The organism is Thermogemmatispora onikobensis (genome assembly GCF_001748285.1).
GTDB lineage: Bacteria > Chloroflexota > Ktedonobacteria > Ktedonobacterales > Ktedonobacteraceae > Thermogemmatispora > Thermogemmatispora onikobensis.
In genome coordinates, this window is the sequence record NZ_BDGT01000005.1 from 127403 (window position 1) to 145375 (window position 17973).

15 protein-coding genes are annotated in these 17973 nt (G+C 64.8%); 11 read left to right on the forward strand and 4 right to left on the reverse strand.

The window, feature by feature from the left end; translation table 11 throughout:
- Positions 1-24 precede the first annotated feature (24 nt).
- Positions 25-1719: a DHA2 family efflux MFS transporter permease subunit gene (locus BGC09_RS03785; protein ID WP_069802256.1), complete on the forward strand. Its 1695-nt coding sequence runs from the start codon at positions 25-27 to the stop codon at positions 1717-1719.
- Here BGC09_RS03785 and BGC09_RS03790 read toward each other — a convergent pair.
- The gene (locus BGC09_RS03790) at positions 1716-2396 is read right to left on the reverse strand and encodes a class F sortase (protein ID WP_069802258.1); all 681 of its coding nucleotides are present in this window, start codon (positions 2394-2396) and stop codon (positions 1716-1718) included. The two genes, BGC09_RS03785 and BGC09_RS03790, sit on opposite strands and share 4 nt — an antisense overlap.
- Before the next feature lie 170 nt (positions 2397-2566).
- The gene (locus tag BGC09_RS03795) at positions 2567-3415 is read right to left on the reverse strand and encodes a DUF4397 domain-containing protein (RefSeq protein ID WP_069802260.1); all 849 of its coding nucleotides are present in this window, start codon (positions 3413-3415) and stop codon (positions 2567-2569) included.
- 409 nt (positions 3416-3824) lie between these two features.
- Here BGC09_RS03795 and BGC09_RS03800 point away from each other — a divergent pair, with 409 nt between their 5' ends.
- From BGC09_RS03800 to BGC09_RS03845, 10 genes are all read left to right on the forward strand, one after another.
- A complete protein-coding gene (locus BGC09_RS03800; RefSeq protein ID WP_170293277.1) occupies positions 3825-4574 on the forward strand; it encodes an RNA polymerase sigma factor in 750 nt (249 codons plus the stop codon).
- A complete protein-coding gene (locus BGC09_RS03805) occupies positions 4567-5931 on the forward strand; it encodes a TolB-like translocation protein (protein ID WP_069802264.1) in 1365 nt (454 codons plus the stop codon). The genes BGC09_RS03800 and BGC09_RS03805 overlap by 8 nt, the downstream gene beginning before the upstream one ends.
- 414 nt (positions 5932-6345) lie before the next feature.
- Positions 6346-7386: a phytoene/squalene synthase family protein gene (locus BGC09_RS03810; protein ID WP_069802266.1), complete on the forward strand. Its 1041-nt coding sequence runs from the start codon at positions 6346-6348 to the stop codon at positions 7384-7386.
- On the forward strand, positions 7376-8614 hold the full coding sequence (locus BGC09_RS03815; protein WP_084657911.1) for a glycosyltransferase family 2 protein: 1239 nt from the start codon (positions 7376-7378) through the stop codon (positions 8612-8614). Before BGC09_RS03810 ends, BGC09_RS03815 begins: the two co-directional genes overlap by 11 nt.
- Complete coding sequence (locus BGC09_RS03820; protein WP_069802270.1) at positions 8611-10332, forward strand: carotenoid biosynthesis protein; 1722 nt, start codon at positions 8611-8613, stop codon at positions 10330-10332. The genes BGC09_RS03815 and BGC09_RS03820 overlap by 4 nt, the downstream gene beginning before the upstream one ends.
- Positions 10329-11879, forward strand: a complete 1551-nt coding sequence (gene crtI, locus BGC09_RS03825; protein WP_069802272.1) for a phytoene desaturase family protein — start codon at positions 10329-10331, stop codon at positions 11877-11879. Before BGC09_RS03820 ends, crtI begins: the two co-directional genes overlap by 4 nt.
- Positions 11880-11931: 52 nt before the next feature.
- Positions 11932-12855 (forward strand): UV DNA damage repair endonuclease UvsE, encoded by a 924-nt coding sequence (gene uvsE, locus BGC09_RS03830; protein WP_069802274.1) that lies wholly within the window; start codon positions 11932-11934, stop codon positions 12853-12855.
- Positions 12856-12951: 96 nt separating this feature from the next.
- A complete protein-coding gene (locus BGC09_RS03835; protein WP_069802276.1) occupies positions 12952-14256 on the forward strand; it encodes an NAD(P)/FAD-dependent oxidoreductase in 1305 nt (434 codons plus the stop codon).
- Positions 14257-14280: 24 nt separating this feature from the next.
- Positions 14281-14778 (forward strand): hypothetical protein, encoded by a 498-nt coding sequence (locus tag BGC09_RS03840; RefSeq protein ID WP_069802278.1) that lies wholly within the window; start codon positions 14281-14283, stop codon positions 14776-14778.
- Between the two features lie 169 nt (positions 14779-14947).
- Positions 14948-15730 (forward strand): ferritin-like domain-containing protein, encoded by a 783-nt coding sequence (locus tag BGC09_RS03845; protein WP_069802280.1) that lies wholly within the window; start codon positions 14948-14950, stop codon positions 15728-15730.
- Positions 15731-16092: 362 nt separating this feature from the next.
- Here the strand turns inward: BGC09_RS03845 and BGC09_RS03850 are convergent, their stop codons facing one another.
- Positions 16093-17052 (reverse strand): aldo/keto reductase, encoded by a 960-nt coding sequence (locus BGC09_RS03850; RefSeq protein WP_069802282.1) that lies wholly within the window; start codon positions 17050-17052, stop codon positions 16093-16095.
- A 52-nt stretch (positions 17053-17104) separates the two neighbouring features.
- On the reverse strand, positions 17105-17785 hold the full coding sequence (locus BGC09_RS03855) for a hypothetical protein (protein ID WP_069802284.1): 681 nt from the start codon (positions 17783-17785) through the stop codon (positions 17105-17107).
- Between the last annotated feature and the right edge of the window lie 188 nt (positions 17786-17973).

Below are 17973 nucleotides of genomic sequence, written 5' to 3' on the forward strand. Positions count from 1 at the left end.
GATAAGTAAAAGGAGGTCTCCACAATGGAGTCCGATATGACCCTGGGGGGTCAGCCACAGCCTGAAGAGCGGCGGCAGGCATCGACAGCGCCCGCCGCGCCCGCTGAAGCGGCTCCGGCTGACCCAAACTATCGCTGGAAAGTCCTTTTCTCGGTCGTCTTTGGCACCTTCATGGTGATCCTGGATGCCACCGCCGTCAATGTAGCTCTGCCCACTCTCCAGCATGTCTTCAAGGCGCCCGTTGACCAGGTCGACGGCGTCCTTACTGCCTACGTGCTGGCCCTGGGCATCATCACGCCCCTGGCCGGCTACCTGGCCGAGCGCTTTGGCATCAAGCGCATGTACCTGATCTCGCTCTTCCTCTTCGTGCTGGGTTCGGTGCTCTGCGCCTTTGCTCCCTCGCTCCCCTGGCTGGTAGTCTTTCGGGCCCTGCAGGGATTGGGGGGCGGCATGCTTGGTCCTCTGGGCATCTCGCTACTCTTTGGGGCCTTTCCTGAAAAGCAGCGCGGTCTGGCCTTTGGCCTCTACGGCATCCCGCTGGTCGTCGCCCCGGCCAGCGGTCCCGTGCTCGGTGGCTACTTTGTGGAGTACCTCGACTGGCGCTACATCTTCTTCATCAATATCCCGGTCGGCCTGGCCGGCCTGCTGCTCGGCTTCTTCTGGCTGCGCGAGAGCCGGCGCGGCACCGCTGCCCGTCTCGACCTGCCTGGTATTCTGCTCTCGGTGATCAGCTTTGGCACTCTGCTCTACGCGATCCAGCGCGGCTCAAGCGAAGGCTGGACCTCGGCCCGTATCCTGACCTTGCTCTCCATCGGCCTGCTGACCTTCGCCGTCTTTGTGGTCGTTGAGCTATTCCGGCGTGATCCCCTGCTCGATCTGCGCCTCTTCACGCGCCGCACCTTTACGGTGGCCAGTGTCATCGGCTGGGTGAGCACGATCGCCCTCTTCGGCGCCGAGTTCCTGCTGCCAATCTACCTGCAGAGCCTGCGCGAGCGCACTCCCCTGCAGGCCGGCTTGCTGGTCCTGCCGCTGGCCATCAGCTCGGGGATCGTCACCCCCCTGGCCGGCGCGCTCTATAACCGCATCGGCCCGCGCTGGCTGATCTTTGTCGGCAGCCTGCTGCTGGCTGTCAATACCTGGGGCTTCGCCCATCTGACACTGGATGCCTCCTACACGAAGATCATGGCCCTGGCAGCGATTCGGGGCGTGGCCCTGGGGCTGACACTGCAGACCACGCTGACCGTGGCCCTGACCGGCCTGAAGCCGGCCCAGCTCCCACGCGCCAGCTCGCTGCTCAACGCCACACGCAACGTCTTCCAATCCTTCGGCATCGCCATGCTGGGTACCATCGTGACCCATCAGCTCACGGCTTACCAGGAGGCCGCCCGCAACGACCTGCACAATGCTGCCACCGCCCTTGGTCAGCGCTTCCTGCAGCTCGTGCAGGTACTGCAGATGCGTGGCCTGCCAGCCGCTGCCGCCCAGAAGGCCGCCGCGGGGCAACTACTCGGCCCGCTGGTACCGCAGCAGTTCATGCAAAGCATCAATGATGCCTATATCGTGACCTTCTGGCTGGCTCTGGCGGTTGCTGCCCTGGCCTTGACCCTGCCCGGACGGGCGCGCCTGGCGGCGGCGCGCGCCACCGCTGAGGAAGGTGCCGGTCCCACCTCGGCCTCGGCCCCTGCCGCAGCGCCGGCCAGCGGTGCCCAAGGAAGCTAGCTTCCCTGGAGCACGCTGTAGACAACCAGACGTTCCGTCGTCTGATGCTCGCTGGGAATCCAGGTCCCGGCGCAGGTAATGAGATTCAGATAGTGCCCCGAGCGATCGGCAAAAATGTGAAAGAGCGGCGCCCGCTCGGGTGGGTAGGAGGCGACAGTCGTGACACGGAAATGCCAGCGCTGCCCCCGCTCGTCCACAACGGTGAGCGCCATACCGGGTCGCAGCAGGTGCAGGTTCCAGAAGACCGCCGGGTAGCCTCCGGGCCGGTCGAGATGTCCCGCTATCACTGCGCTTCCTTGCTGCCCTGGCAAAGGCCCGAAGCGATACCAGCCCACATCATCCCAGGGATGCCGCTGGGGCGTGACCAGCGTCCCGTCGGCACCCAGGCCGACATGCTCGACGGGAGCCGCTACGCCAATGGCTGGAATGAGGAGCTGGGTCGGCGGCGCCGGATTGGGCACTGCTGCAGGAGCTGTCGCCGTCACCGTCACCGGAGCCGGGGGCTGGCGCTCCACGCCTGCGTTCCCATCCATTACTGGCGGACTGACCGCGCCGCAACCTGCCACCAGCAGCCCACTGCTGACCAGCAGGATTGGCAGCAGCAAGAGCAGCCAGCGGCGCACGCCGCCACTACCAAAACCTGGCTGGCCGCGGTCGTGACATGTAGGCTTTGCCATTCCTTCCACAGACCAGGCTCCTTCGTAGAGAAGAGGCGGGTGCAGCTCAGGAGGAATGCTCGCTGAGCCGCACCCGCTGTCGGAGGAGGGGAGAGAGTGCCGAAGCATCTTGAGCTTGAACGCGGGAGCTCGTCTTCCCATCCCGCGGCGAGCGCCCGGACGAACCTGCGCTACGCCGAGCGACGCCGCCGGGCCATGATCCCCCATGCGCCGGCCCCCAGCGCGCCCAGGGCCCCCAGCGCGATCAGACCAGACACCCAGGGAAGGACCGTGGTCGTGCTCGCCGATTGTGGCAGGGCATTGGGATCGCTACCCGTATTGGGCATGCCAGGCACACCGCTCACCGCGGCCACCACAAACTTCAATGCCGGGGTGCCCTTGTAAAGGCCCACGGCGAAAACGCTATAGACCATGCCGCTCTGCAAGGTCGCCGAGACCGGTACGGTGGCATTGGCCTGAGTGGCCGTCACATTGAAGGTATAGGAGCCGGGCGGCACACTCAAATAGTCGCTGGCGTTCTTATAGGTCAGCCCACTAATGACCGTCTTGCCGCCAGTAACGATATCGACCGGGCCGGCATTGGGCGAGAGATGGTAGACCCGTACCTTGGCCATGCCACTGCTGAGCTGGTTGTTATCGACAAAAGCCTGCAGGCCCAGATTCGAAGCACTGTCGCCAATGGCGGCCACCGTGTAGGCCATATCGGCATCAACCGAGACGGTCTCGTTGATCACCGCCGCATCGATGCCTTTGCCTGCCGGAGCCACCTGGATGCGGTGCGGCCCCGCTGCCACGGAGACATAATCGGTGACCGTACCAAAGGCGAAGTTGCTCAAGAGCTTGCCGCCATCGACAAAGACATCGACGTTGCCGGCTGCCGGCGAGGCATGAACGACCCGCACCAGGGCGTTGCCCTGAGCGGCGGCCTGCCTCCCAGGTAGTAGCCAGAGCACAAGCGCCAGCGCCAGCAAAAAGGCGGGGACCGCTTTCATACATGCCGATAGAGCATTGCGACGCATCAAGTATCCTCCTTGTTGAAGATAGGCTGATGGCGACTGGCACGCGCCCGACACAGGTGGCCTGGCGCGCACCAGTCGCGAGAGCCACCGCTCCTGTGTTCACATCATCCCAGTGAGGAGGAAGGATGACGAGACAACAGGACAAAATTGCGATCGTCCCTGATCCAGGAAGGCCGTGAACAGAGAGGTACCCGGAATTCGAAGCTTCAATCCAGGAGACGTCAGGTCTCTCGCAAAATGGTACCAGTATCTAACATCGCCGCCTGATTACCTATTCGCCATCTTCTGCACGTCCTGAGAATGGAACACCTGGATCAGAGAAGCCACCGAAGAGGAAGACAAACATGGGGCCGGGGGGCCGCCATGTGAGGAACGAGAGGTACACATTGTGTCACAGGAACCATCTGGAGTGGAGAGAGACAGCCGGTTGGGGTCGCCTGCTGGAGAGACGGGGGCGGAAGGAATAGAATCGCTGTCGCCAGCGGAGCGTCCGGGTCAAGCGGGTCAGGCGGAAGATGTCCCTGGCTCCTCGTGGGAGAGGGAGCTAGTGGCGCGCTGCCTCGCCGGCGATGAAGAGGCCTTTGCGCGCATCGTTGATACCTATGGGGGGCTGCTCTTGCGCACAGCGTATTTGTTAGTCAAGGATGAGGAAGGAGCAAAGGATCTGGTCCAGGAGACCTTCTTTCTCGCCTGGAAGAACATGGCGACCTTGCGCGACCCGGCGCTTTTGCGCTCCTGGCTGCTCAAGATCCTGGTGAACCAGGCGATTAGCCTCAAGCGCCAGCTTGCGCGTCAAGCGGCGCTGTTGCGTGAGCGTCTCACGGGCGAAGAGCAGGAGCAGCTGCTACAGAAGGCGACACAGCGCGAGGGACGGATCGAGGACTGGCTGGACGTGGTAGAGGCCTTGCAGCGCCTCCCTGTCAAACAACGCGCGGTGCTGGTTCTCTTCTATTACCATCGTCTAACCATGCCGGAGATCGCCGCCATGCTCGGGGTAGCCGAAAACACCCTGCGCAAGCGCCTGCAGCTGGCGCTCAAGAAGATGCGCCGCCTCTTGCAGATCAGATCTCAGGAGCGGCCAGCGGCAGAAGAAGAGGCCGCCGGTGCCGATGAGCCCCCGTCTCAGATCGCTTCAGGGAGGGAGGAACAGCATGAGTGATGCGCCTCACGAGCCGCAGCCGAGCGAGGAGCTGCCGACGGACCAGTCTGCCCAGTCGGCAGAGCGCCGCGGGCGGCAGGGGGCCGAGGAGCGGGAGCGAGTCAATCATCGGACCCCTGGGGATGATGTTCTCCTGGGGGAGGTCATTCGGCGCGCCCTGCAGGAGCAGGCCGCCCATATTCACTTCTCTCCCGAGCTGCGTGCGCGCATCCTCAGTGGGCTACCCCCTCGTGCTCCTGAGCGCCGCGACCAGCGCACCCGCCGCCGCTCGCGCCTGGTTCTGGCCCTGGCGGCGACCTTGACACTACTGCTCTGCCTTGTGCTCGTACTGCTGCTGTTCTTGCCGCAGACACCACCAGCGCCGCCGCTGGCCAATGGGGTGCGTTACCAGGTAGTGCAGACCCTGGCGGCCCCACCAGCGCTAGCCCAGGGTGGGCGCCTGGTAGCCGTCGATCCCACGGGCCACCATCTGGTGATCCAGGATGGACGCGACCCCGGAGTAATGTATACCGCCAGCCTGAGCGATCCTGTAGGAAGTCAACTGCTGGCGATGCGTGAGGCTCACGACGCCGCCTGGTCGCCAGATGGCACGGCCCTGGTCACCGTGGTGACGCCGCCCGGGGCTGAGCAGCCGCTGCTGGCGCTTGTGCCCTATGGTCAGTATATGTACCCGCTGGGTGAGGCTGCTCTGGCCGCTACCTGGACCCCTGGCGCGGGCAGTACGACCATCACCTATGTCACTGGGGCGAACGGGCAAACCCAGCTCTGGCAAACGACGCGCGGCGGGCATCCGACGCAGCTCCTGGCCACCATGAACCTGCGCCTGACCGTCCAGCACCTGGCCTGGTCCCCCGATGGGCGCTATCTGGCCTTGCTCGTCAGCAACGAAGGCTTGAATGGCCCAGGGCGCGCCATCTATCTGATGAACCACGCTAGTAGTCAGGTGACAGCGCTGGTGCCCATCGGCGACTTCACCATCACCAGCTTTGGCTGGTCGCCCGACAGCCAGCGCCTCACCTATGCACGGCGCGACGCGGCAGGTCACACGCTGCTGACGACCCTGGCGATCCCCGACGGGCGTCCACTGCTCAGTCTCCCGCTGCAGGGAGAGCTAGATGGCTGGAGCTGGTCGCCCGATGGGCGCGCCCTGGTCTACAGCGACGACGGACGCCTCCACGTCCACATCTTCTCTGGTTCGCCTATTGTGCTGCCGCAGCCGGAGGCCGGCGCACGCCAGCTCTTCCCGTTCTGGTTACGCGATGGGCGTCTGCTGCTTGTCCACATAGCGGCCAGCGGCCAGCGTGCACTGCAGCTGTTAGCGCCAGTGCCGACTGCTGCCAGCTCTCCTGGCTCCTGATGGGGCGGAACCTGCCTGGTGGGTCGGGCCGTTCACCCAGCGCTCTGCGTGTGGGCTCGCCCTGCGCGCTGGCAGGCTCCAGCGCGCGCGGCATCCCGAAGGGCCAAAGAGCTGTTACTAGAATGGGCCGGGCGGAGCGTCATATGGAAAGGATCAGGAGCGTATGACGCTCGCTATGCCCATGATGCTTGCCCGGCCTGTCGCCGTCGCGCTCTTCCCCAGGCGGATTTTGCCCTTTCCCTCGCCGCTGCCAGTCTGTCCCCTGCCTGACAGACCTGGGAAGAAGCTCTCGGCTGCTCCGCCTCCTGTCGTCGGCTGAGCCAGGCATGGACTGGGGCCAGTTCTGGCCTGGCCTGGTCTGGCCTGGCCGAACAGGAGAAGGCCGGGCCGGCTGGAGAGGAGCAGATAGCCGCTATGCGCGTGGTTAAACCGAGCTTTCAGAGAGAGGGGGCGTCTTCGGCTTCAGCTGGACCTCCAGAGCCAGAGGAGCTTGCTAGCACTTCCTCACTCTGTTCTGTACCCGCCGCTGCAGCGAGTGAAGCCCAAGAGGAGGCCCTGCTTGCGCACCACGGGAGAACCTTCCATTTCGCGGCACGCTTCCTGCCCGGGGAGCTACGTCCCTCGTTTGTGACTCTGTATGCCTTTTTCCGCACGCTCGACGATCTGGTCGACGAGCGTGGGCCGGAGGAGGAGCCGCGTGCCATCGCCGAAGAGTTGCGTGCCTGGCGGGCCTGGTTCCTGGCCGACCGCCAGGGAACGGCTCCGCGCGAGCCGCTCGGGAGCCGCCTGACGCAGGTGATAGAGCGCTACGGAGTACCTGGCACGCTCTTCCTGGATTTTCTAGAGGGGCTGCACTGGGATCTGTGGCCGCGCGAATTCGCCAGCTTCTCCCGTTTGCGGGCCTATTGCTATCGTGTGGCCGGGACTGTTGGGCTGGCCCTGGCCCACGTGCTCGGCGCGACTTCCGAGGGAGCACTGGCGGCGGCGGAGGGCCTCGGGATCGCCATGCAGCTGACCAATATCCTGCGCGATGTCGGGGGCGACCTGCGCAAAGGACGCCTCTATCTGCCTCTGGAGGACCTGACCCGCTTCGGTCTCTCCCGCTCTCATTTGCAGCAACTGCTCGATACTGGTCAGGGGCCAGATGCGGCCTTCCGAGATCTCATGCGCTACGAGGTGGCACGAACCCATCTCTGCTATGCCCAAAGCCTGCCCGGGGTCTGGCTCCTGCCGCCCGATCGCCGCCTGCCGATTCTCTTGGCCGGGCGTCTCTACCGGCGCATCTTGCACGCCATTGAGCAGCACGACTACGATGTGCTGCGCGCACGCGCCCATACAACCCTGACGGAGAAGCTGCGCGAGGCCATGCTTGCTCTGACCCTCGATCGCCTCTGGCGCCGTGGTGAGCAGCTCGGGGCTTTCGGGTTGGAGGTGAGCCTTGAGGATGAGCCGTAAGCTACTATGGATGGGCTGGCTGGGCGCGCTCTCAGCAGGGCAGCTGGTGCTGGCCCTGCGCGTGATCCGCCGCTGGTTGCGCAGCACCGGCGGCCAGCGCCCGACGGCTCTCTCTTCGCCTCATGCTGATGCCGCCGCGCAGGCCAGCGTGGCGGTGCTGGTGCCTGTGCTCAACGAGCGCGAACGCCTGGCCCCCTGTCTGGAGGGCCTGCTCACCCAAGGGCCAGAGGTTGGGCTGATCCTGGTCATCGATGGCGGCTCCGAAGATGGGACGGACGAGCTGATCTCTGCCTATGCCCGGCGCGATCGCCGTCTGCGCCTGCTCTCCGCTGCCCCGATTCCTGACGGCTGGAATGGCAAGGTCTGGGGTCTGGAAGCCGGCTGGCGTGCACTTCCGCCTACCTTCCCCTGGGTGCTGACCATTGATGCCGACGTGCGACCAGGGCCGGGCCTGGTGAGCGCACTGCTGGCCCGCGCCAGCCGCGACGGGCTGGCGGCCCTCAGCCTGGCCACGGAGCAGGAGCTGCCGCCGGCGCCGCTCTTGGGCCTGCTCCATCCCTCGCTACTGGCCACCCTCGTCTACCGCTACGGCCTGCCGGGCGTGGTGTATGAGGGGCCGGTCGATAGGCTGCGCGTCCAGGCTAATGGCCAATGCTTTCTGGTGCAGCGCGAGGCCCTGGCTGCCTGTGGGGGCTTTGCCCCCTTGCGTTACTCGCTCTGTGAGGACATCACCTTAGCGCGCCTGCTGGTGCAGGGCGGTCGACGCCTGGCCTTCGTCGAAGGGGGGAGCCTGGCTTCCGTCGAGATGTATCGCACGGCGCGCGAAGCCTGGCAGAACTGGACGCGCTCCTTGCCTCTGCATGATCATCTCAGTCCCGCCTGGCATACCTGCCTCGGCTGGCTGGAGGTCTTGCTGGTCCAGGCTCTGCCTCTCCCCCTGCTCTGCCTGCTCGCGGGCACGCTGGTCGCCGGGCGCAGGCGCTGGCGGCAGGCTTCGCTCTGGCTGCTCGTCGCCATGCTGGGCCTGAATACCGGGCTGCTGCTGCTCCGTCTCGGGGCCCTGGTGGGCATGCGTCGTGCTTATCGTCGTCCACCCTGGACTTACTGGCTCTCTCCGCTCTGCGACCTGGTCGTGACGCTGCAGCTGGGCCGCCAGGCCCTGCGGCGTCGTCATCGCTGGCGCGGACGCCTCGTCATCCGTGGAAACGCTCCTGGAGGTATTGCATGAAAGCCGTAAAGGTGCTCTTTATTTGCCATCTGGCGGCGCTCATCTTCGGTCTCGCCGGGCTATTGATCGCCCTGCCCCATCCCGAACTGTGGAGTTTTAGCCCGCTGCTGGTCTCGGTCTTCAGCTTCGGCATCAACTATGCCGGTTCGCTGCACATCCTCTTTGGGGCGGCCACGGTGCTCCTGTTTGGGCTGCGGGTGGTGGGGGTACGCCGCACCCTGATCTTCTTCGCCGCCTCGACGTTGATCTCGCTCAGCATAGAGCTGATCGGAACCTCGACCGGCTTTCCCTTCGGCCCCTACTCCTACAACAGTTTTCTGGGCTTCAAGATCCTTGATCACGTTCCCTATTCGATCCCGCTCTCCTGGTTCTACATGGGCTTCTCCTCCTTTCTGCTGGCCCATCTGCTCCTGACCCGTCGCGCTCAAGGCGTCGGCCAGCGAGGGCGTGGCCTGTGGACTGTGCTGCTGGGTGCCTACCTGCTGACCGTCTGGGACCTGACGCTTGATCCGGCGATGGCCAGCGAGCGGCTGCCTCTGCACTTCTGGCAGTGGGGAGTACGCGGCGCCTACTTCGGCATGCCCGTCCAAAATCTGGTGGGCTGGTCGGTCACTGGCTTGCTCTATATGGGGGTCAGTCGCCTGCTCTGGCGCAGCGATCTCGAAGAAGGCCGTCTGAAGGGCGTGGCCTGGCTGCCCTTTGGCATCTATGCGGCCAATACCCTCTTTGCCATTGTCCTCGATCTGAGCGTGGGTCTCTGGCTGCCGCCGCTGCTGGGCCTCTTGCTGGGCATACTACCGGCGGCCCTGGTGCTACGCCGCGATGGCAGCGAAGGAGGCGAGCGCGGAAGTGGAACCGCTGTACCGACGCTCTCGGAGCAGGCTGGGCTGGCCCCAGATCTGGCCCAGGCCCCGCAAGGGAGCCGTGGCTTTGAAGCGCACAGCCGGGCAGAAGGGCCGGCCCTGCTGCGGAGGATTACCCGTCTGGTCATACGTGCCGGGGCAGCCCTCTTGCTCTGGCGTCGCCGGCTGCGCATCATTGTCGAGGGACGCGAGTACCTGCCGGCCCGCGGTCCGGTCATTGTCGCCGCTCGCCACTATCACCATCTCTACGATGGTTGCCTGCTTTTGCGGGTGATCCCGCGTCCGGTGCACATTCTGGTCGCCCTCGACTGGGCGCGCAGCCGTTGGCAGCGTCAGCTCATGGAGCTGCTTTGTGCTCTGGCCGGCTGGCCAGTCATCTTACGTCCTGAGCGCCTGCGCTCCGAGGAGCAAGGTGCTGCCATCAGTGCCTACCGTATGGGCGAGGTCGCTCCTTATCTACGTCGGGCCTTACGTCAGGCCCAGGCCCTGCTCTCTCGCGGCGACCTGCTGGTCATCTTCCCCGAGGGTTATCCTGTGGTTGATCCTCAGCCCTCACCGCGCTCCCCGGAGCAGGCCCTGCTCCCGTTCCGGCCCGGCCTGGCCCGTCTCGTGGAGCTGGCCGAGCGCGCGAGCGGAAGCAGCATTCCAGTGGTTCCGGCAGGTATCATCTGGAGCGAGACACGCCCGCCATCGCTGACCCTGCGCCTGGGGGCGCCCCTCTTCCGTCGCCTCTACGCCGACACTGCCCAATTCATGAGTGCGCTCGAGAGTTGCGTGCGGGTGCTCTCAGGGCTTGATCACGACCAGGGGCTGGGCCTGAGCCTCTTTCCCGGAAAGGAGATGTTGCACTCATGAGCAGTCGCTCCAGCGTGACATCCGCTGCTAACAGGCTGCCGGCGGGGGGAAGCGGCGCACGCCCGCGAGTGATTGTCATTGGGGCCGGTTTCGGCGGCCTGGCGGCGGCCATTCGTCTGCAGGCCGCCGGGGCCCAGGTCATCTTGATCGAGGCGCGTTCCCAGCCTGGGGGGCGGGCCTACCAGCTCAAGGCCGAGGGTTTCACCTTCGACATGGGGCCAAGTCTGCTGACCGCGCCCTGGCTCCTGCAGGATCTCTGGCAGGCTGCCGGGCGCCATCTGGACGACGACCTGACCCTGGTGCCGTTGCGCCCCTTCTATCGCATCGGCTTTGCCGACGGCAATCACTTCGACTACTGGGGCGACCCCGCTGCAGACGAAGCCGAAATCGCCCGCTTTGAAGCACGCGACGTGGCCGGCTATCGCGCCTTCCTGACGGCGACGGAACGCATCTACCGGCGGGCCTTTGCCGAGCTGGCCGGCGAGCCGTTCTTGCGCCTGAGCGATTTTCTGCGCGTGGCCCCGGAGCTGGTGCGCCTGGGGGCCCACCGCAGCGTCTACCGCTTTGTCTCGCGCTACTTCCGCCATCCGCAGTTGCGCATGGTCTTCTCGTTCCATCCCCTCTTCATCGGCGGGAACCCTTTCCGGGCCAGCGCTATCTACAGCATTGTTCCCTATCTGGAGCGCCTGGGTGGCGTCCACTTCGTACCCGGGGGAATGTATGCGCTCGTCGAGGCCATGACGCGCCTCTTCACCTCGCTAGGCGGCGAGCTGCGCTGCGGCCAGCCCGTGGAGCGCATCCTGGTGCGCGCCGGGCAGGTCTGGGGCGTGTTACTGGCCGACGGCGCTCTCCTGCAGGCCGAGGCGGTGGTGGCCAATAGCGACGTCGCCACCACCTATCTGCGCCTGCTCCCCGCCGAAGTACGCCCCCGAGGGCTGGTGCGTCGCCTGGAGCAGGCTCGCTACTCGATGAGCTGCTTCTTGCTCTACCTGGGACTGAAGCAGCAGTACCCGCAGTTGCGCCATCACACCATCTTTATGCCCCACGACTATCGGGAGATGATCCAGCAGCTCTTTGACGGCCAGGGTCTGCCGGATGATCTGGCGCTCTATCTGCACACGCCGACCCGCACCGATGCCACGCTGGCCCCGTCTGGTGGCGAGAGCCTCTATGTGCTGGCGCCGGTGCCCCATCTTGGGCACGGTGTCGACTGGCAGCGCGAGACGCTGGCGTTCCGCGAGCGCATCCTGCGCTATCTGGAAGAGCAGGCGGGCCTGCACGGACTGCGTGCCAGCATCGTCTACGAGCAGCGCTTTACGCCCCTCGACTTTGCCACTGAACTGCGCAGTCATCTGGGCGCGGCCTTCTCGCTGGAGCCGACGCTTTTCCAATCGGCCTACTTCCGTCCACATAACCGCGCTGCCCAGGTTGGGGGCCTCTACTTTGTGGGCGCTGGCACCCATCCCGGGGCGGGCATCCCGGGCGTCCTGCTTTCCGCCGCCATTACGGCTCGTCTTGTGCGGGAGGACCTGGCATGCCGTGCTTGAAGGAGAGTTGTGAGCCTGGTCGCCCGCCCGTATGGGGAGGAAAAGGAGCGGCATGAGACTTGGCTATGCCTGTGTGAACCTCTCGCTGGGGGGGAAGATGCGCAGTCTGCGCCTGGCCACCCTGCGCGAGCGCGGCCTTGCCTATCTCCAGGCCCTGGTCGATGAGAACCTGGCGCTCCTCGCGGCCATCCTGCGCTGGAACCTGGCTCAGGGTATCAGCGTCTTTCGCATCTCCTCAGATCTGGTGCCGCTTGGCTCTCATCCCGAGGTGGCGCTAGAGCAGATCCGCTTTGATCCGGCCCGGGTTGCCGAAGTGAGGCAGCTGGCTCGCGCGGGCAGGATGCGCCTGTCGATGCACCCTGGTCAATATACGCTCATCTCTGCCGATGGCCCCGTCTGGCAGAGCAGCTATCGCGACCTCTGCTATCATGCTGAGGTCATGGAGCGACTCGGCCTCGAAGGTGATATCATCCTGCATGGTGGTGGTGTCTACGGCGACCGCGCCGCCACGCTGCGGCGCATCCTGGCTCACATCGATGAGCTACCGGAGCGTGTGCGCCGGCGGCTGCGCCTGGAGAACGATGAGCGCTGCTGGTCGGTGAGGCAGCTCCTGCCGATCTGCGAGGCGAGTGGCCTGCCGTTGGTGGTTGACAACCTGCATCATGCCCTCAACGGTGGCGCGGAGACGCCGCTGGAGCGCCTGCCCTGGGAACGCATCCTGACGACCTGGGGCCGGCGCCGGCCCAAGCTGCACTACGCCGAACAGGACCCTGGCAAGCGTCCGGGTGCCCACAGCGAGTATATCAATGTCGATCGCTTCCGGGCCTTTCTCGCTGCCGTTCCCTGGTCTGACTATGATGTCATGCTTGAGTGCAAAGCCAAGGACCTGGCCCTGTTGCGCTTGCGTCAGGAACTGGGCCTGATCGCTGCTGGACCCCTGCCCGGAGCCGGCGAGGGCAGCGATCTGCAAGGCTGAGGTGACTCTTAGCCGGGCGCCTTCACGTGCTTAATTCAGGTGTGGTAAAGCAGCGATCGCGCTGCCTGCTGATGGAGAAAGGAGAGAGGCGTCACCATGATCATCGTTGTCGGTGCCGGTCTGGCCGGCCTGACCTGCGCCCGCCACCTGAGTCGCGCCGGGCTGAGCGTCCTGGTACTGGAGGCCGCCGACCGGCCCGGGGGCCGCGTCAGTACCGATCGCCATCCCGAGGGCTTTCTTCTCGACCGGGGCTTCCAGGTCTTGTTTACTGCCTATCCCGCCGTGCAGCGCGAGCTTGATCTCGCTGCGCTCAGACCGAGACGTTTCCTGCCCGGGGCCTTGCTGGTCAAAGGGGGCCGACGCTATCCGCTGGCTGATCCGCGACGCCAGCCTGGCTGGCTGGCTGCCTCTACCAGTAACCCCCTCATTCCGCTGACCGACAAGTGGCGCGTCCTGCGCCTGACGCGCACGATCCTGCAGACGGTCTCTGTGGAAAGCCCGGCGGCCTGGCCCGTGGCCACGCTTGACGAGACCAGCGAGCTGTACCTGCGCCATTGGGGCTTTAGCCGCGAGGGCTTCATCGCTCACTTCGCCCGGCCCTTCTTCGGCGGCATCTTTCTCGATCGAGAGCTGCAGACCAGCGCGCGCATGCTCCGCTTTGTCTGGCGCATGCTGGCGAGCGGCGATATAGTCTTACCGGAGGAGGGTATGGAGGCGATCGCGGCCCAGCTGGCCGCCTCTCTGCCAGCGAGCAGTCTGCGTCTGGGTGCGCGTGTTGTGGCCTTACTGCGTGAGGACGGGCGGATCTCGGGCGTGCGTCTGGAGAGCGGCGAGGAGCTGCAGGCCGCGGCCGTCGTGATCGCCACCGCTAGCCCGACGGCAGCCCATCTTACCGGCCTGTCCTTACCAACTGCAGGCCGCGGCTGCACCTGCCTCTACTTCGCAGGTCCCCAGTCGCTTTACGACGAGCCGGTCCTGCTGCTCAACTGCGAGCCTGGCGGCCTGGTCAACCATGCTGTGCAGCTCACCAATATTGTTCCGCAGTACGCTCCGCCGGGGCAGCACCTGCTCTCGGTCACCATCCTGGATGAAGCGACCCAGGCTGAAGAAGATGATGAGCGGCTGGCTCAGCACGCTCTACAGGAGCTGGCTGTCTGGTTCCCAGAGCGCGACCTGAGTGGGTGGCGCTTGCTGGCCGTCTATCGCCTGCCCTTCGCTCAATTTGCCCAGCCGCCGGGCATCTTCGCCCATCTGCCGGAGGCGCGCAGTGGGGAGTCGGGCCTCTATCTAACCGGCGAATACCTGCATTCGAGCAGCATCCACGGGGCCCTCAGCAGTGGAGCGCATACGGCGCGGCTGGTGCTGGCCGACCAGCGGGAGCGGCTGCGCCCTGCCGGGTGAGGAGAAGGGAAGGAGCGAGAAACGATGCAAGAGCTTGTTGAACGTCGTCCACCGACCTGGCGTCCTGGGCGGGCGGCGCTGGCCGGCCTCCTGGCCACTGGCGTCTACAGCCTTGTGATGGCCCTGGATCAGCGTCTCAGCGGCAACCATTTCAGCGATGTGCGTTTCATTGAGGGCCTGCTCGGGGGAGGAGCGAAACGGTCTGACGGTCGCCGTTTCCTGGCCTGGGGCCTCCATCTCCTCAATGGGGTCCTGCTGGGCGAAATCTATGCCGCTCTGGTCAGGCCGCGCCTGCCCGGCCCGATCTGGCTCAAGGGACTCCTCTTCGGCGAAGGCTTTCTGGCCTCAGTCTGGTGGCTCACGCCCCTGGCCGACCGCCTGCATCCGCTCATTCGCCGTGGCCAGCTCCCGCGCCTGGCGACCTGGCCCTCCTTTGGGCAGAACCTCTTGCGCCATCTGGCCTTTGGCCTGACACTGGCCCTCTTCTACGGCGACGAGCGGGAGCTGCCGCCGCGTCCCTGACCTGACCTCGCGCCCTGCGCCCCTCGCTGGAATCGATAGATGTAGATCCTTTTCTTAGAGAGCCTGCTAGAGTGGAACTGTGAGGAGAGGAGGCGGTGGATTGTGGAGGTAGCCGGAAAACGCGAGCAAGCTCTAGCTCAAGCTTTACAGAAAGGATCAGTCCATCGCCATGCAGACCTCTATCGATCGTAGCTCTCCGCGCAAGGCGCAAGGGCGTCGGCGCTTTCTCCAGAGGGCCACTGTTGGCCTGGGGCTGGCCGCCGGTGGCCTGGCCCTGTTTGAGAGCGGCGCCAGGCCGCTGGCGGTGCGGGCTCAGGGAGCGCTGTCCGAGCGGCTCATCACCATCGATGATGCCGTCACGCAGATTCTCTCGATCGCCCGCACAGCCGAACAACTGGCCGTTACCTTCTACAGCAACGGCATCGCCAATGCCAGTGCGCTGGGCCTCAGCGGCGACGATCTGGCCTATCTCAAGGCGGCCCTGGTCGAAGAGCAGATCCACCAGCAGTTTTTCACAGCCAACGGAGGCCAGTCGCTGGCTGACACCTTCAGCTTCCCCAAAGGGGCCCAGACCTTCAGCGACCTCAAAACCTTTATTGAGACCCAACAGCAGCTAGAGGGGGTCTTTGACTCGGCCTTCCTGGCAGCCATCAAAGAGTTTGCCGCGATGGGGCGGCCCGATCTCGCTCAGGTGGCCGGGCAGATCGCCTGTATTGAGGCCGAGCATCGCGCCCTTGGGCGCGTCATCGGCGGCCTAAGCCCTGCTGATAACTGGGCTTTCACGCCCGTGCTCATCGCCACGGTAGCCGACGCCCCCCAGGTGGTCCAGGACGCTGGCTATCTCAGCCCCACCGAAGGGAACAGCTATCGCTATCATGAGGTGAGCACCGAGGACGCCGGCGTCGAACAGCGCGTCCCCTTTGTGGCCAGCAGCGGCGTCGGTCGCGGCTAAGAGAAGATCCGGACAAGCAGAATAGGGAGCGCCGAAGAAAGGCTGGGCAAGCCATCGGAGTCCACTGCTGAGAAACCGAAAAAGACCTGCAGAGCGCAGAGCAGAGCCTCCTTCACCGGGGAACGGCCAATCTCCCTGCTTGTTCAGAAAGAAGAAGAGAAGCAGGCGCAGTAGAGCAAGGCAGGCCCTCATCTTATCCCCGTATCCACTGCCTGGCCACCGTTGGGAGCTGGTTACCCAGTCGGACGACGAGCCGCAGGGCGGCGAGGCATGGGATCAGGATGAGACGAGGGCCTGCCCTCTTGTTCTGGTAGATAGATGAGGCGTTAAGGCGCCCGGCTGAGCGAGGCGAGCAGAGCAGGCTAGAGGCCCTGTGAGACCGTACTCAGGCGAGCCAACTGCTCCGGCGCGAGCTGGAGCGTCAGAGCGGCAAAGCCGTCCTCCAGATGAGCCGGTTGGCTGGCGCCGATAATCGGCGCGGTCACCGCCGGCTGCGCCAGCAGCCAGGCCAGGGCCACCGCTGCGGGCGTAGCCTGGGTCTCCTCGGCGACAGCCTGGACCGTTTCCAGGGTGCGCCAGGCCTGCTCTTGATCGTAGCGCCCCAGGACAGCGGCAGCGCGCGCACTCTGGCGGCCCTCGCCGCGGCGGTAGCTGCCGCCGAGGAAGCCACCAGCCAGGGGGCTATAAGGGATCACGCCAAGGCCATACTGCAGGCAGATCGTCTGTAGCTCCTGCTCAAACTCGGCGCGATGAACCAGATTGTAGTGTGGTTCCAACACCTCATAGCGGGCCGTGCGCTCATAGCGCGCGCACCAGAGCGCCTCGACCAGGCGCCAGGCCGGATAATTGGAAGCGCCAATATAGCGTACCTTGCCGCTGCGCTGCAGATCGTCGAAGGCACGCAACGTCTCCTCAATCGGCGTCTCCGCGTCGAAGGCGTGAGCCAGATAGAGATCGAGATAGTCGGTCTGTAAGCGGCGTAGCGAGGCCTCAACGGCCTCTATAATGTGCTTGCGCGAGAGGCCGCGGTCGTTTGGTCCCTCGCCCATCGGATGATAGACCTTGGTGGCAATCACCACCTGACTGCGATTGCCGCGTGCACGCAGCCAGCGCCCAATGATCTCCTCGGACTCGCCGCCGCGCTTGCCCGGAATCCAGCGCGTATAGAGATCGGCGGTATCGAAGAAATTGCCTCCGCGCTCAACGAAGGCATCCATGATAGCGAAGGCTGTTGGCTCATCGACCGTCCAGCCCCATTGCATGGTGCCCAGGCAGAGGCGTGAGACCCGTAAGCCAGTTCGTCCAAGTGTGCGGTACTCCATACCTCTTATTTTCGCGCGCCGGCTCCCTCAATGCAAGGGCAGGTCCTGGCGCCTAGCACCCGTGAGTATCCAGGCCAGACTGGCTCTCGCACTGGTCAGGTGGAACGGATGAGGATGGCTCAGTAGACTGATCTGAAGAATGAGCGGAATCGGAGCGATCTGAAGCGGCCTGATCGCCGTCAGCCGGTTGGGGGGCTGTATCCCCCCTCGCTTCGCAGCTGAAACGGCGCAGCAGAAAGCGCGTCTGGTCACAGAGCGCGCGCGTATGAAAGGTCAGCTCCTCGGAGGAGTGGAGCAGCTGCTCCCAGCTCTGCACGAAGGTCTGTAGTTGACGCTGGCGCTGCCGGGCCGGAGCGCGCTCTTGCTCAGCAGGCGGAAGCACTATCAGTAGATCGAGCAGATGGCGCGTCTGGCCCTCGGCATTGTGTAGGAAGAGCAGGGGTAGATAGCGACGAGGAACGATCTCATCGGGGAGCTGCTGAGGCTGCTCTAACAGGCCACGGAACGATAGAAGCTGCTCATGATACTGGCTTAGCAGGCGCTGCAGGCGCAGGCGCTGGTCCAGTTGGAGACAGGCCTGGCTCCGCAGAGCAAGGTACTCTAACGAAAGCGCCTCTTGTTGCTGTCCAATCACAGCACAATAATGATTCAGGGTCTGACGGAACTGGTCGAGCGAGTGCCTCGTCGTTGGGGCGGAGGACAGCTCCGCTGGCCTGCCAACAGTATCATTCAAAGCGAACCTCCCTCCTCTCGCTTCAGGTGCGCTGACTTGAGTAGTCGTAGCGGCAGAGAGCCTGCCTGAGCATGACAAGCGGGAATCTCAAAGGCGATTGATCGCATCACTTATATAGACGTACAAGTCCAGCCTTTTCCTCATATGCTTGTCGCCGACACTGGTGAGTCTCCCGCTCTCGATCACTC